The organism is Janthinobacterium sp. PSRC1-1 (genome assembly GCF_049897525.1).
GTDB lineage: Bacteria > Pseudomonadota > Gammaproteobacteria > Burkholderiales > Burkholderiaceae_D > Janthinobacterium > Janthinobacterium tructae.
Map to the genome: position 1 here is coordinate 508,667 of NZ_JAFCWK010000003.1, position 13,351 is coordinate 522,017.

Sequence of the window (13,351 nt, forward strand, 5' to 3'; positions counted from 1 at the left end):
TCCTTTATTGTGCGTTGGCCAGCGTTGCTTGCTGTTCAACATTATTTTTCCCCGTGTTGCCGCGCACCAGGCGCATCACGAAACCGGCAGGACCCGTCTGGTACCAATGGCGCACGCCACGGCGTGGCTGGCCCATCGCTTGCGTCAAACGGTCCAGGGTGATGGCCAGCAGCACGATGCCCAGGCCACCCACGGTTGCCAGGCCCATGTCCAGGCGACCGATACCGCGCAGCACCATCTGACCCAGGCCACCGACGGCGATCATCGAGGCGATCACGACCATCGACAGCGACAGCATCAGCGACTGGTTGATACCGGCCATGATGGATGGCATGGCCAGCGGAAACTGCACGCGGGTCAGCAACTGCCACGGCGATGCGCCATAGGCACGGGCCGCTTCGATCAGATCCGGACGCACCTGGCGGATACCGAGGTTGGTCAGGCGCACCAGCGGCGGCAGGGCAAAGATGATCGTCACGATCACGCCTGGCGCATTACCGATACCAAACAGCATCACCACCGGCACCAGGTAAACAAAGGCGGGCGTGGTCTGCATGGCGTCCAGCAGGGGGCGCAGGATATTCTGTGCGCGGTCGCTGCTGGCAAGGAAAATGCCCAGCGGCAAGCCGATAGCCAGACAGAACGCCAACGACGTCAACACCAGCGACAAGGTCGTCATGGCTTCAGGCCAGATGCCCAGCATCGACACGAGCAGCAGCGCCAGCACGGTGCCGATGGCCAGCGTGCGGCTGGTAAATTGCCATGCCAGCAAGCCGATGATGGCGATCACCGTCAGCGACGGAGCGGCCAGCAGCACGCCTTCCACGCCGGACAATACGCTATCGATCGGTGCGCGCACGGCCTGGAAGAAGGGGCGGAAATGCGCGACGACCCAGCCCAGGCCCTGGTTGATCCAGCTTTCCAGCGGCAGCGAGCCGTCGAAAATCTGTGTCAGGTGAAAGCCGGACGCCTGTTCCGGCTGCACGGCAGGCGCGGCGGCGTCGAGCCACGCGGTGCTGGCGTCGGTGGGCGGCGTCAGCGCCCAGGGATTGATCTGGGCGGCCTGTTCAACAACAGGTTCTACGGTAGAAACGGTGCTTGGGTTCATGCTTGTCCTTTCTGTTGTTGTTCGGCGATGGCTGGCGTGTCGCGGTCGAGGAACTTCAGCAAGGTTGTCTTGCTGATGGCGCCGCGGAAGCTGCCGTCATTGGCCACCACTGGGACGGCATAAGGCAGTTGCGCCACCTGGCCGAACAGGCCGGCGACTGGCTCATCTGCATTGATGGTCTGCACGTCGGGCAGATAGGCATGTGCCAGGCCCAGCGGGCCGACATGGCCGTCGAGCGCACTGCGCAACGAATCGACCGAGACGACGCCGAGGAACTTGCGCTGCGGATTGACGATATACGCAAACGCGCGATCCTGCTCTTCCAGCATCGACAGCGCGGCGCGCGAACCGCGGCTCGGCGATTCCGACACGACGATCTGGCTCTTGCGGGCAATATCGCTGGCCTTGAAGACGGCCGCCGCATCGACGCCGCGCACGAAGTTGCGCACATAATCGTTGGCCGGCTTGCGCAAAATTTCTTCCGGCGTGCCCACTTGCACCACGTGGCCGTCCTTCATGATGGCAACGCGATCGCCGATGCGCATGGCTTCGTCGAGGTCATGCGAAATGAAGACGATGGTGCGGCGCTTGATTTGCTGCAAACGCAGCAATTCAGATTGCATTTCCGTACGGATAATCGGATCGAGCGCGGAAAACGCTTCATCCATCAGCAAAATCGATGGATCGCACGCCAGCGCACGGGCCAAGCCCACACGCTGCTGCATGCCGCCCGACAATTCGTCGGGATAGCTGGCGCCGTAGCCGTCCAGGCCGACCTGCTCCAGCGCTTGCTGGGCCAGCGCATGGCGCTCGGCCTTGGGCATGCCGGCCAGTTCCATGCCGAAGGCAGTGTTGTCGAGCACGGTAATTTGCGGCAGCAGCGCGAACGACTGGAACACCATGCTGATGTCCTTGCGGCGCAGGGCGCGCAGCTGGGCGTCCGGCAAGGTATTGATGTCGTTGCCATCGATCAGGATGCGGCCGGCGGTCGGCTCGATCAGGCGGTTCAGCATGCGCACCAGGGTCGACTTGCCGGAACCGGACAGGCCCATGATGACGAAGATCTCGCCCGCTTCAATGGTAAAGGTGGCGTCGAAGACGCCGATGGTGCAGTCGGTCTTGGCCAGGATATCCTGCTTGCTGGCGCCCTTGCGGACGAGTTCAAGTGCTTCTTCTGGCTTGTCGCCGAACACTTTGAACACATGGTCGATAATGATTTGTTTTGCCACGATGTGGTTCTCCCTCGATTTGACGAATGGAATGAAACCCAGCAAGCTGCTAGCTTGCGGCGGGAATCAGCAAACCCTGTTGCGTCGGCTACGCCACGGCGCAAAAGCACACGGGAGCGACAGTAAACAGGGGGTGACACGCGTGTGACCAGCGGATGGCCAAAGCCGGTGCCGGGGTGCCGTGTGCGTGCTAAAAGAGGCTGTGGTTCAGGACTTTTAACAACGCTAGCGCCATGCAAATACATGGCACCAAATGTATTTGACCGAAAAAATCGACCAAGCTACTTTTAACTGGATGCGGGTGTAAAACCCGAAGAATTATTCACCACTCAGCGAGCGGAGAGTACTGCGAAGCAGAAGGTGAAACGCGGTGTAGCTGTTGTAAATATGACTCAAGTATAACGCAAAAAGCCACCAAAGTCCAATGGCTTTCCAAATGGAAATGTGCTAGCAATGTTCGCCAGCGTACAGTCAGACGCAAAAAAGGCGAAAAGCGACGTGTTGGCATCGTCTTTTCGCCCATCGCTGCGACGCGTGCCCTAGCACCAAACACGGTGCCAGACAAGCGGGTGGAACGTCATCAAGCTGCTTCGGTAAACACCTTGCGCATCTTCTCGGCAATCTTGCCTTCGATGGTGGAAGCAAAGGCGCTGAGCATGAAGCCCAGCTTGATTTGCAGCTGCGCCTGCTCTTTTTCCAGGGTCAGCGAACCATCGACGCCGCTGCGCTCGAAGCGCAGTACATCGCCATCCCAGGCGCACGCCAGGTCATATTCCTGGGCCAGCTTGTCGGCCACTTGCTGCGCCGCTTCGCGTGCCTTTGCTGCTGTCAGCTTATGTTGCTGAACTATATTTATATCCGCCATCAAACGATCCTTTTATTATAAAAACGGGGGCCATACGGCCAGCATCATACCAGCCGCCATGCGGCAGGCACGGCCGCAGCCGGCACTGGCCTGGCAAAAAAACGCCCGCCGTCCCGCATCTCGTTTGCGCGGGATCAAACCGGACGCACCGAAGCGGGACGACTATTCCAGTTCCAGTTGCGCGTGTCTTGGAGAGCTATCATGGACCAGAAAGTCATCGTGCCGGTCGAAGCCGTGCTGACCAAATGCGTGTCCTTGCCCGTCGGCTATGTCCCTACCCCCTCGGCGCCGTACCGCCAGCACCGCAAGAATGCGCAACTGACGCTGCAGCCGGGTCCGCCGCGCCTGATCGAGGCAACGGTTCGCAACCTGGCCGCCGTGCCCGTCGGTTCGCGCGTGCTGATCTGGAAACAAGACCCGTCCGTCAGCGACCTGGGCACGCGCAAGACCTTCCTGCCCGGCCTGATCCTGCAAGGCCCGCGCGACGCGCGCATCACGTTTGGCGAACCGGGCATCGCGCAGGTCAGCCCGAATGCCTTCGGCGACTTCATCGTCTCGCCCAACACCGACCAGTTCGATGCCGTGCACACCTTTGCCATCGTGCGCATGACGCTCACCATGTACCAGCGCGCGCTGGCCAGCAACGACACGGCGCCGCCCCTGCCCTGGCAATGGAATAGCGCCAGCAATACAGCGCCCCTGCGTGTGTTCCCGCACGGTTTGCCCAATGTCATGAACGCGTACTACAGCCGCAGCGACAAGGCCCTCAAGTTCGGCGATTTCATCCCCAGCGGCGCCACCGAGCGCGTCTACACCTGCCGTTCGCTCGACATCGTCTCGCACGAAACAGGGCACGCCATCCTCGATGGCCTGAAACCGAATTGGCTGCTCAACAATAATCCACCGCAGACGGGCGGCTTGCACGAATCGTTCGGCGACCTGACGGCCATCTTCCTGGCCCTGTCGCAGCTGGACCAGGTGGAAGCGGTGATCGCCCAAACCAAGTCCGACCTGCACGACAAGACCTTCCTGGCCGACCTGGCGGAACAGTTCGGCCTGGCACTGGGCCGGCCAAACGGCTTGCGCAATGCCGACAACGACATCAAATTATCGGAGGCGGGCACGGAAGTGCATGCCATCTCGCAAGTGTTTACAGGCGCCATCTATGACATCCTGGCCGACATCTTTGCCCACGAACGTCAGCCCCAGCTGGAAGACGACGCGGCCGTGCTGCACCGCTGTGGCGACTACCTGCGCAGCCTCGTCTTGCGCGCCCTGGTGGCGTCGCCCGAGCAAGCGGCCACGTATGCCGACGTGGCCGGCCACATGCTGACGATCGCCGAGGCCGATGGCAATGGCGCCTACCTGGACTACATCCGCAACAGCTTTACCGTGCGCGAAGTGCTCAAGGCCAATGCCATGACGGAGGATGGCCAGATGAGCTTTGCCGCCGACATCGTCGACGGGGACGGCGCCGTGCAAGACCGGCGCGCCTGCTGCGGTACCATGAACCATGCGGAATACAGCGAATCGGATCAATTGCTGGAAGCGGAGCGCGAAGCGCTGGCCACCTGGTGCCGCAGTTACGGCGCCCGCTAGACAGTACGACAGCGCAGTACAAGCGCAGTACCGCTGCGCACCAGCACACCCGCTTCAAACCTGCCGCACTGGCGGCAGGCCATAGCGCGCCACTACCATCGACAACAAGGAGCAGCATGAAAATTTCAGCCCGCAGCAGCGGCGGCTTTGCCGGCCTGAGTGAACAGTATGACATCGATACGCAAGCCCATCCGGCTGGCCCCGGGCTGGAAGCGGCACTGGCCAGCAGCGGCTTTTTCACGCATCAGCAAGCCACGGGAGAACAGCTGGGTGCCGATATTCCCCATTGGCAGATCACCGTCGACGCGCCCACCGCGCGCCGCACCATCACGTTTGCCGAGGATGGCAGTGCAGAAAATGCACGTTGGCAACAGTTGCTGACGCAAATACGTGCCAGCGCCTGATTTTTCTGGCATGTATTGGGTATCGATCTTGATTTGAGTAAAACAAAAACACCACACGGCCAGTCAGCACGCCGCCCGCCCTGCGCCCTGCCACTTCGGGCGACTGTCGCTTTCTTGCCGCGTTCGTCATGGCAACGTCCCGGATAGTCGCTGAATTGCACTCTCTGCACGGCAACGGCAACGCGAAAAAATGAATTTGCTTATACGTATTGTATATAAGCGGGATTTGTGAGAAATAGCGAATTGCCTTAAAATACAATGCTTTGCTTTAGTATGCGCCGCCGAGGTTCCTGCAGGCGCTACAGCACCTCCCCCAAAAATTGATAGGACTGTTATGACCCACGTTGTCACCGAATCCTGCATCGCCTGTCGCTACACCGACTGCGTCGATGTCTGCCCGGTAGATTGTTTCCGGGAAGGCCCGAACTTCCTGGCGATCGATCCGGACGAATGTATTGACTGCGCCGTCTGCGTGGCAGAGTGTCCGGTGAACGCGATTTTCGCGGAAGAAGACGTGCCGGGCGACCAGCAAGCCTTCATCAAGATCAACGTCGATCTGGCCCGTAACTGGCCTTCAATCACCAAGACGAAGGCTGCCTTGCCGGAAGCCGAGCAATACAAGGACGTCAAGGACAAGCTCGACATGCTGGTGCGCTAAGCGCACGGCAGTTGCGGCGGTCATTCCGATGGGGGTCGTCTTCCCCGCCGGGGCGTAGCGGCAAATAAAGGTACAAAAAGCAGCGGAAACGCTGATTTTTTTGCTTTTAAAACATCGTTGCAGGTCTATCCACGCAAGTGTGGCGCGCTGTCACATCGATGCGCAAACTATGGACCTATGCGCGGTAAAGCACATTTTGTCCTCAACAAATATCGTAGAATTGGATTATGATATTTGAGCCGATATTGGCGCTTGGAATTAAACAAGGACTCTATATGCTTTACCAACTGCACGAACTGCAACGCTCTTTCCTCACTCCGGTGATGCAATGGGCAGACATGTCCTCCAAGTTATTTACCAACCCGGTTTCCCCACTGGCCCACACTCCGTTTTCGCAACGCATCGCAGCCGGCTACGAGCTGATGTACCGCCTTGGCAAAGACTACGAAAAACCGCAATTCGACATCAAATCCGTGCTCGTCCAGGGCGAGAGCGTCGAGATCCGCGAACACGTTGTCGTGACAAAACCGTTTTGCCGCCTGATTCACTTCAAAAAAGAAGCCACTGGCTTGCAACAGCCCAAAGTTTTGCTGGTTGCCCCCCTGTCCGGTCACCACTCGACCCTGCTGCGCGATACCGTGCGCGGCTTGCTGGCCGAGCACGATGTCTACATCACCGACTGGACGGACGCGCGCATGGTACCGCTGACGGAAGGCCCGTTCCACCTCGACGACTACATTTACTATGTGCAGGAATTCATCCGCCTGCTGGCGCCTGACTTGCACGTGATTTCCGTCTGTCAACCGACCGTGCCTGTGCTGGCCGCCATCTCGCTGATGGCGACGGCCAAAGATCCGCACATGCCAAAGACCATGACGATGATGGGCGGCCCCATTGACCCGCGCCGTTCACCCACGCAAGTGAACAACCTGGCGACGGAAAAGAAATTCTCGTGGTTTGAAAACACCGTGATCTACGCGGTGCCGCCGAACTACCCTGGCTTTGGCCGCAAGGTGTATCCGGGCTTCCTGCAGCACGCCGGTTTCATCGCCATGAACCCGGGCCGCCACGCACAAAGCCACCGCGAGTTCTACATGCACCTGGTGACGGGCGACGACGAGCCGGCGGAAGGCCATCGCCAGTTCTACAACGAGTACAACGCCGTGCTGGACATGCCGGCCGAGTACTACCTGGAAACCATCAAAACGGTGTTCCAGGAATTCAGCCTGCCGACGGGCACCTGGAAAGTGGGCGGCCAGCTGGTGCGTCCGCAAGACATCACGAATGTGGCGCTGTTTACCGTAGAAGGCGAACTGGACGACATTTCCGGCGCCGGCCAGACGCAGGCGGCGCATGACTTGTGTTCCGGCATCCCTGCCGAGATGCAGCAAGATTTCGTGGCGCCGAAATGCGGCCACTACGGCATCTTCTCGGGCCGCCGCTGGCGCGAGATCATTTGCCCGAAAATCGGCGAATTCATCCAGAAACACGGCTGATACACAGCATATCCATCAAAACGCCACGCCAGTTCACACTGACGTGGCGTTTTTTTTATGCCCAGCTCATGCGCGCGACGTTTCGATTTTCACTGTCGGGCGGGTATTGACAAAGATCTGCTCGACTCTCGGCTCGCCCGGCCCCGGCTTCTTCATCGCATAGCCATTCACGGGCTGCGAACGGTTCACCCACAGCGCGTAATACAGATGGTCGGCACGCGGATCTTCCGTATTCGGATGGATCAGTATCGTCAGGCCCAGGCTGTTCAACTGCAACCATGGCACGATCACGGGCAGCAAATCATTGCTGAAGCAGAAATAAAACGAGGGCGTCACGTGCGGGCCGCGCGGCTCCAGGTTCCAGTCGCCCAGCTCGATCTGGAAGCGCTCGGCCGCCCACTTGCGTATCTGCGCCGCCTTCTGGTAACTGTCTTCATCAAAATAGATATGCGCGTGATAACTTTCGATATCCGTGTAGGCGCGCGGCTTGCCCGGCAAGGTTTCCTCGCCGGGCCGCACGCTGACAGGGCGCGGCGTGGGCGCCGTATCGGTATGCTCGCCCCACGGACTTTTACCGGGTACTGGTTTCGCGCGTTTGACGGCGCCATCCTGCGCCAGCACAGAACCAGTCAGGCTAGAGGCGGCCAGCGCCGCCACCAGGCCGCCGCCGCGCAAGACCGTGCGGCGTTGCGGCGAAAGGAGATTGGCCCATTCCAGATCGATGGCCGCGTGTTGATTTTTGTCAGACATAGAGGATTTCCCGTTCTTGATGATAAGTATGGAGATGGCGGTGGCAGATCAAAAGTGAATCGTAGCGCGGGCGTAGTAATAGCCGCCCAGTACGCCCAATGGGCCCGAGTTGTCATACGCGCCCGTGTACTGCGCCAGATTCGAGGCGCTGCGCGCTTCGCGCGGCACCTGGCTGGGCTTCTGGTCGAAGACATTGTTAGCGCCCACCGTCACGTTGATGCGCTTGCTGACGTCGTAGCCGACGCTGACATCCGTCACGAAGGCGGCTTTCAGCTGGTAATCGCCGCCCGTGATGGCGTTCAGGCGCTTGAGCTTGCCGTAGCGCGTCTCGCGCAGGTTGAACGTCCAAGCGGCTTTTTCATATGCCAGCGTGACGATCTCCTTGTCGCGCGGTGCGCGGTACAGCAAGTCATACTCGGCCGACTTGCTCAGGGTGCCGATATTCGGCAAGCCTTGCAGCACGGCCGGCAGTGCGGCCTTGCCCACCAGACTCGTATGGTTGAGATTTGCCGCCGCCGTCCAGCGCAGCTTGCCCTCGGCCACGCGCAGCACATCTTCCGCCGTGAAATCGATGCCGCGCGTGCGCGTGTCGCCCACGTTGGCAAAGTAATGCGCGACGAGGCCATTGCCCACCGTCAAACCCGCCGAGCGCAGCAGGTTTTCAATGACGGTCGCTTGCGCCGCCGTCAACGGCCGGCCGCTGCCGTCTAGCGCCACGCCCGAGCTGCGATCGATGCCGATGTTCGACGACACGCCCAGGCGGTCGCTGACCTTGATTTGATACGCATCAACGGCCAGGCGCAGTGTCGGCGTAGGATTGAAGGTCAGCCCGGCCGACAGGTTCGTCGATTTTTCCGGTTTCAACGCTTGCGCCCCCAGGGCGCGCGCCGCGGCCGAGCTTGGCTGCGCCAGGGTGTAGGGAACGCCCGCATGGTCAGACGTGTTCGAATACGATTGCGTCACCAGGCTCGGTGCATGAAAACCGTTGCTCACGGTGCCACGCACGGCGACCGTGGGCGTGACGTCATAGCGGGCAGACAAACGCCCCGTCGTCTTGCTGCCGAAATCCGAATATTTTTCAGCACGCAGGGCCGTATCGAGCAGCCATTGCGGCGTCAATTTGGCGCCCAGGCCGATATACGCGGCATAGCTGTGGCGCGCCGTGTCGGACGCATCGACGGGCAGGTAGCCGGCCAGCGCCGACGAGCCGCTGCCCTGCCAGGAAGCAGGTTCGCCCGGGCTGCGCTGCTGCGTTTCATGCGAATACTCGAGACCGACGCTGAGGTCGGCCGGTTCGCTCAAGCCCAGCGGCACGGGACGGCGCAGGTCGGCGTTGGTGGTCGAGCGGCTGTAGCGCTGGTTGCCGATGTCAAAATCGGTTTTGCCACCCGGATAGGTCAGCGAGTAATTGGCCGAGTGCTCCACGCCCACGTCGATATCGTCGCGGCCGTAGGTGCTGCTGACATCCCAGCTCCAGCCCGCCGTCTCGCCCTTGATGCCACCGGTCAAGGAAAAGTCGTTTTCGCTCGTCGTTTCATACGGCGTGAAGCCGTCGGGATACACGGACAGCAAGCCTTTGTTGTTATTGAAAATGGTATTGGGTAGACGGAAATTCTGCGCCGAGCGGGCATTGCGGTGGGCATACGTGCCGAAGCCGTACAGTTGCACCTCGTTCGACACGTCATAGCCGACGTTGGCGCTGAGCGAGGCGGTCGTGCTTTGCGGCACGCCCGTATTGCGCCATGGATTGCTGTTGCGGTTCGCTTCGGCCGGGTTCGGCGAAGCGCCGGCCGGCAAGCTGTTGTTCGGTCCCAATTTGACCAGCTGGCCATCGCTGTTGCGCACGGCCGGATACGACAGATAAGCGCGATTCAGGCCGAAATTGCGCACGGCGATGCCCTGGCGCTGGACTTCGGCGCCGAAGTGGGCAAAGCCGTGTTCGCCCAGACGCGTGCCGCCATCGATGCGCGCGGAACCGTTCGTGCCGTCGCCATCGTAGGTGGAACCGAGCTGCGTGCTGAAGCTGCCCTTGTCATCGGATTTCAGGATGATGTTGATGACGCCGGCGATGGCGTCGGAGCCGTAGATGGCCGAGGCGCCGTCGCGCAGGATTTCCACGCGGGCAATGGCCCCCGTGGGGATCAGGGCCAGGTCGGTGGCGACGGAACCGGGAAAGCCATCCTCATTGACGATGGCCGTCGTATGCCGGCGTTTGCCGTTGACCAACACCAGCGTATGCGACGGGTCGAGGTTGCGCAGCTGCCCGGCGCGCACGATACTGCCCAGGTCGGGCTGTACGCGGGCCGGCAAGTTAAACGATGGCAAGGCCGTGTCCAGCGCATCGAGCAAGGTCAACTTGCCTGTGGCTTGCAATTGCTGCGCGCTGATCACGTCGATGGGCGCGGCGCTGTTGGCCACCGTGCGGCCTGTGCCGCGTGCGCCCGTGACGATGACGGCGTCGAGTGGGGCTGCGCTCAGCGCGCCAGCGCCATCCGGCGCCGCTTGCCCGTACGCTGCGGCGGGTGCTGCCAGCGCCAGCACGGCCACCGAGACGGCGTGCGCCAGTTGCCGCAGGCGGGTTGTGGGGGAGTGCTTGTGAATCAGTTCCAGCATACGAAAACATCCTTTCAAAGTCGTCAACACAGTGGTTGCAGACTAAAGGATGGACAAACAAACAAGAACGAATGGTTTCGTATTTAGATATTTCGTTTTGGCAACGAACAACAGTGGCGCAATAGCTCAGGGATGCGGTGGCGCCGTCGCCAGGCTCTGGTCGAGCCGCTTCCAGTAATCGCGTTCCAGCCGGGCCGTGTCGATATCGCGCGCCGCCTCGTTGAAGCGCTTTTGCTGCACCGCGCCGTCTGCGGTGCGCTGGAAGCACACATGCACGGGGCGCTCCTTGAAAACGGTATCGATAATGGCGATGCGCTCACGCTCGGCCTTGCTGAAGTTGCGTCCCATCAGCAAGTGCTGCAGAACGTGGCGCTCGATGACGATCACGCGATATCGCTTGATGAACAGTTTCTTCAGATTCGTGGCGTCATTCAAGCCCTCTTCCGTCTTCAGTTCGCCACGCGCCACCATGCCATCGAACTGCTCGCCATTCGAATAGCCGGCCACGGTGCCGATGCGCAGCGTGCCCAGTTCGGCCAGGGTGGTACCGGGCACGCCATCCTCCTTCAGATAGGCCAGCACCCCCTGTGTGTTGCCAACCGGAACAGAAAAATGGCAGAGTTTTTCCCGCTCGGGCGTGCGCCAGACGGCCAGGAAACCCGCGTAGCGGGGACTGCTCAAACCAAACTGCATGGCGCGCTTCCACGGGAAATACTCATATTTGACGACATAGCCCATGCGTTCGAAGACGGCGCTGACCATGGCGCCCGACATGCCATCGGCAGGCAGGCTATGGGAAATGAAAGGCGGCCAGTCTTCCGCCGCGAAACGGACGATGCGCGAACTGGCAGCGCCCGGCGCCGCCATAGGCGATCCTGCCTGCCCGTGCGCAAGGGCAAGCGCAGAGTGCATGAGCAAACAGAAGGGCAAACCAACTGTCCGGAGGAAACGCATGTTTGGCTCCTATGGCCTGGCGCGCCTGGCAATGCAGGCGCGGCAACAGGACTGGCGGTCGGCTTTTTTTGATCACTGGCTTGATAACAACCATGCTCCCATAAAAAAAAGAATTTTCAAAGTTGTTTATTTTCACTTTGACATTCCCGCAGGAAATAAAATACGATTGCGGCGCACCTGCAACAGCTCTCCATGGCACACCTTATCCCTCTCACGAAACAGGTTTTTACTTGTGTGCGCGCCGGATGGCCGATAATGGCGTTTTACCGTATCGAAGATGACCGTGCCGCACCCTGCCCCTCCCTCACTTGCCGACCAGATCGAAGACTTGCTGCCGCAAACGCAATGCACCAAATGCGGCTACAACGGCTGCCGCCCGTATGCGGAAGCGATAGCCGCCGGCAGCGCCGACATCAACCAGTGCCCACCGGGCGGCGCACAGGGCATCGTGCGCCTGGCCGGCTTGCTGGGCAAAAAAGTCATTCCGCTCAATCCCGTCAACGGCCTCGAACGTCCGCGATCTGTCGCCTATATCGATGAATCGCTGTGTATCGGCTGCACCTTGTGCATTCAGGCTTGCCCGGTGGACGCCATCGTCGGCGCCGCCAAGCAGATGCATACGGTGGTGACCAGCCTGTGCACGGGCTGCGACCTGTGCGTGGCGCCCTGCCCCGTCGATTGCATCGTGATGTATCCCGTCAGCGGCGACGCCACCGGCTGGGATGCCTGGAGCCAGGCGGAAGCCGACGATGCGCGCGCGCGCCACGATTTCCGCACACAGCGGCTGCGCCGCGAAGCCGAGGCCAACGACGCGCGCCTGGCCGCCAAGGCCGTCGCCAAGATGCAGGAAGTGACGCAGGAAGTGCCCGTGACGCCCGATGAACAGGCGGAGAAGGAACGCAAGCGCGCCATCATCGCCGCCGCCATGGAGCGCGCGCGCGCCAAAGCCGCCGCCAGCGCCGCCACCCAGACCGAACCGCCCGCCCCCACCACGCCGAAAAAAGACGCATGAACGCCGCCAAACGCCTGGAAATCTTTACGCGCTTTCGCGCCGCCAATCCGTCGCCAAAAACGGAACTCGAATACACGACGCCGTTCGAGCTGCTGATCGCCGTGCTGCTGTCGGCGCAGGCGACGGACGTGTCCGTCAACAAAGCCACCCGTTTGCTGTATCCGGTCGCCAATACGCCAGCCAAGATACTGGCCCTGGGCGTGGACGAGCTGGCCAGCTACATCCGCACCATCGGCCTGTTCCGCACCAAGGCGAAGAACGCCATCGCCACTTGCCAGATCCTGCTGGAGCAGCACGGCGGCGAAGTGCCGCGCGACCGCGCCTCGCTGGAAGCCTTGCCCGGCGTGGGCCGCAAGACGGCGAATGTGGTCATGAACACGGCGTTTGGCGAACCGACCATGGCGGTCGACACGCATATCTTCCGCGTCTCGAACCGCACCGGCATCGCGCCGGGCAAGAATGTCGATATCGTCGAGCAAAAGCTGGTCAAATTCATCCCCAAGGAATTCCTGCACGACGCCCACCACTGGCTCATCTTGCACGGCCGCTACACATGCACGGCGCGCAAGCCGCAATGCTGGAACTGCATGATCGCCGACCTGTGCGACTACAAGGACAAGTCGCCGATGCCGGCCGTGGTGTAGCGCGCCCGTTTGCGCCAGA

Annotated in this window: 13 protein-coding genes; 7 read left to right on the forward strand and 6 right to left on the reverse strand. The window is 60.9% G+C overall.

Translation table 11 applies throughout. The annotated features are described in order from the left end of the window. Positions 1 to 4 precede the first annotated feature (4 nt). The 3 genes from proW to ACP7DW_RS08835 form a co-directional block, all read right to left on the reverse strand. Positions 5 to 1,108, reverse strand: a complete 1,104-nt coding sequence (gene proW / locus ACP7DW_RS08825; RefSeq protein WP_298401446.1) for a glycine betaine/L-proline ABC transporter permease ProW — start codon at positions 1,106 to 1,108, stop codon at positions 5 to 7. Further along, positions 1,105 to 2,337 (reverse strand): glycine betaine/L-proline ABC transporter ATP-binding protein ProV, encoded by a 1,233-nt coding sequence (proV, locus tag ACP7DW_RS08830; protein WP_219891170.1) that lies wholly within the window; start codon positions 2,335 to 2,337, stop codon positions 1,105 to 1,107. Before proV ends, proW begins: the two co-directional genes overlap by 4 nt. Before the next feature lie 580 nt (positions 2,338 to 2,917). Next, a complete protein-coding gene (locus ACP7DW_RS08835; protein WP_298401438.1) occupies positions 2,918 to 3,202 on the reverse strand; it encodes a polyhydroxyalkanoic acid system family protein in 285 nt (94 codons plus the stop codon). Between the two features lie 201 nt (positions 3,203 to 3,403). Here ACP7DW_RS08835 and ACP7DW_RS08840 point away from each other — a divergent pair, with 201 nt between their 5' ends. The 4 genes from ACP7DW_RS08840 (at position 3,404) to ACP7DW_RS08855 (ending at position 7,359) form a co-directional block, all read left to right on the forward strand. Continuing rightward, positions 3,404 to 4,801 (forward strand): hypothetical protein, encoded by a 1,398-nt coding sequence (locus ACP7DW_RS08840; RefSeq protein ID WP_426054503.1) that lies wholly within the window; start codon positions 3,404 to 3,406, stop codon positions 4,799 to 4,801. A 116-nt stretch (positions 4,802 to 4,917) separates the two neighbouring features. Beyond that, complete coding sequence (locus ACP7DW_RS08845) at positions 4,918 to 5,205, forward strand: protealysin inhibitor emfourin (protein WP_426054502.1); 288 nt, start codon at positions 4,918 to 4,920, stop codon at positions 5,203 to 5,205. 334 nt (positions 5,206 to 5,539) lie between these two features. Then, positions 5,540 to 5,863: a ferredoxin FdxA gene (fdxA, locus tag ACP7DW_RS08850; RefSeq protein WP_010395176.1), complete on the forward strand. Its 324-nt coding sequence runs from the start codon at positions 5,540 to 5,542 to the stop codon at positions 5,861 to 5,863. 275 nt (positions 5,864 to 6,138) lie between these two features. Further along, positions 6,139 to 7,359, forward strand: coding sequence for a polyhydroxyalkanoate depolymerase (locus ACP7DW_RS08855; RefSeq protein ID WP_426054501.1), 1,221 nt, complete (start codon positions 6,139 to 6,141; stop codon positions 7,357 to 7,359). A gap of 66 nt (positions 7,360 to 7,425) precedes the next feature. On the opposite strand, the gene ACP7DW_RS08860 is transcribed toward ACP7DW_RS08855, so the two are convergent. The 3 genes from ACP7DW_RS08860 to ACP7DW_RS08870 all read right to left on the reverse strand — a co-directional run bounded on the left by ACP7DW_RS08860 (position 7,426) and on the right by ACP7DW_RS08870 (position 11,589). Beyond that, positions 7,426 to 8,109 carry a DOPA 4,5-dioxygenase family protein gene (locus ACP7DW_RS08860; RefSeq protein ID WP_426054500.1) on the reverse strand — a complete coding sequence of 228 codons (684 nt, stop codon included), beginning with the start codon at positions 8,107 to 8,109 and terminating at the stop codon, positions 7,426 to 7,428. 48 nt (positions 8,110 to 8,157) lie between these two features. Then, entirely contained in the window at positions 8,158 to 10,722 is a 2,565-nt protein-coding gene (locus tag ACP7DW_RS08865) for a TonB-dependent receptor plug domain-containing protein (protein ID WP_426054499.1), read from the reverse strand. A 126-nt stretch (positions 10,723 to 10,848) separates the two neighbouring features. Then, on the reverse strand, positions 10,849 to 11,589 hold the full coding sequence (locus tag ACP7DW_RS08870; protein WP_426054498.1) for a substrate-binding periplasmic protein: 741 nt from the start codon (positions 11,587 to 11,589) through the stop codon (positions 10,849 to 10,851). 43 nt (positions 11,590 to 11,632) lie between these two features. On the opposite strand from ACP7DW_RS08870, the gene ACP7DW_RS08875 reads away from it, so the two are divergent. The 3 genes from ACP7DW_RS08875 to nth are packed head-to-tail and all read left to right on the forward strand — an operon-like array spanning position 11,633 to position 13,332. After that, positions 11,633 to 11,932, forward strand: a complete 300-nt coding sequence (locus tag ACP7DW_RS08875) for a hypothetical protein (protein ID WP_426054497.1) — start codon at positions 11,633 to 11,635, stop codon at positions 11,930 to 11,932. A gap of 21 nt (positions 11,933 to 11,953) precedes the next feature. Beyond that, positions 11,954 to 12,688 (forward strand): electron transport complex subunit RsxB, encoded by a 735-nt coding sequence (gene rsxB, locus ACP7DW_RS08880; RefSeq protein WP_426054496.1) that lies wholly within the window; start codon positions 11,954 to 11,956, stop codon positions 12,686 to 12,688. Further along, positions 12,685 to 13,332, forward strand: coding sequence for an endonuclease III (gene nth / locus ACP7DW_RS08885; RefSeq protein WP_426054495.1), 648 nt, complete (start codon positions 12,685 to 12,687; stop codon positions 13,330 to 13,332). The genes rsxB and nth overlap by 4 nt, the downstream gene beginning before the upstream one ends. The last annotated feature ends 19 nt before the right edge of the window (positions 13,333 to 13,351 follow it).

Excerpts from the sequence above, each read along its gene's own strand:
- proW (WP_298401446.1), bottom strand. The coding sequence starts at position 1,108 with ATGAACCCAAGCACCGTTTCTACCGTAGAACCTGTTGTTGAACAGGCC.
- ACP7DW_RS08835 (WP_298401438.1), bottom strand. The coding sequence starts at position 3,202 with ATGGCGGATATAAATATAGTTCAGCAACATAAGCTGACAGCAGCAAAG.
- ACP7DW_RS08840 (WP_426054503.1), top strand. The coding sequence starts at position 3,404 with ATGGACCAGAAAGTCATCGTGCCGGTCGAAGCCGTGCTGACCAAATGC.
- ACP7DW_RS08845 (WP_426054502.1), top strand. The coding sequence starts at position 4,918 with ATGAAAATTTCAGCCCGCAGCAGCGGCGGCTTTGCCGGCCTGAGTGAA.
- fdxA (WP_010395176.1), top strand. The coding sequence starts at position 5,540 with ATGACCCACGTTGTCACCGAATCCTGCATCGCCTGTCGCTACACCGAC.
- ACP7DW_RS08855 (WP_426054501.1), top strand. The coding sequence starts at position 6,139 with ATGCTTTACCAACTGCACGAACTGCAACGCTCTTTCCTCACTCCGGTG.
- ACP7DW_RS08860 (WP_426054500.1), bottom strand. The coding sequence starts at position 8,109 with ATGTCTGACAAAAATCAACACGCGGCCATCGATCTGGAATGGGCCAAT.
- ACP7DW_RS08865 (WP_426054499.1), bottom strand. The coding sequence starts at position 10,722 with ATGCTGGAACTGATTCACAAGCACTCCCCCACAACCCGCCTGCGGCAA.
- ACP7DW_RS08870 (WP_426054498.1), bottom strand. The coding sequence starts at position 11,589 with ATGGCGGCGCCGGGCGCTGCCAGTTCGCGCATCGTCCGTTTCGCGGCG.
- ACP7DW_RS08875 (WP_426054497.1), top strand. The coding sequence starts at position 11,633 with ATGAGCAAACAGAAGGGCAAACCAACTGTCCGGAGGAAACGCATGTTT.
- rsxB (WP_426054496.1), top strand. The coding sequence starts at position 11,954 with ATGACCGTGCCGCACCCTGCCCCTCCCTCACTTGCCGACCAGATCGAA.
- nth (WP_426054495.1), top strand. The coding sequence starts at position 12,685 with ATGAACGCCGCCAAACGCCTGGAAATCTTTACGCGCTTTCGCGCCGCC.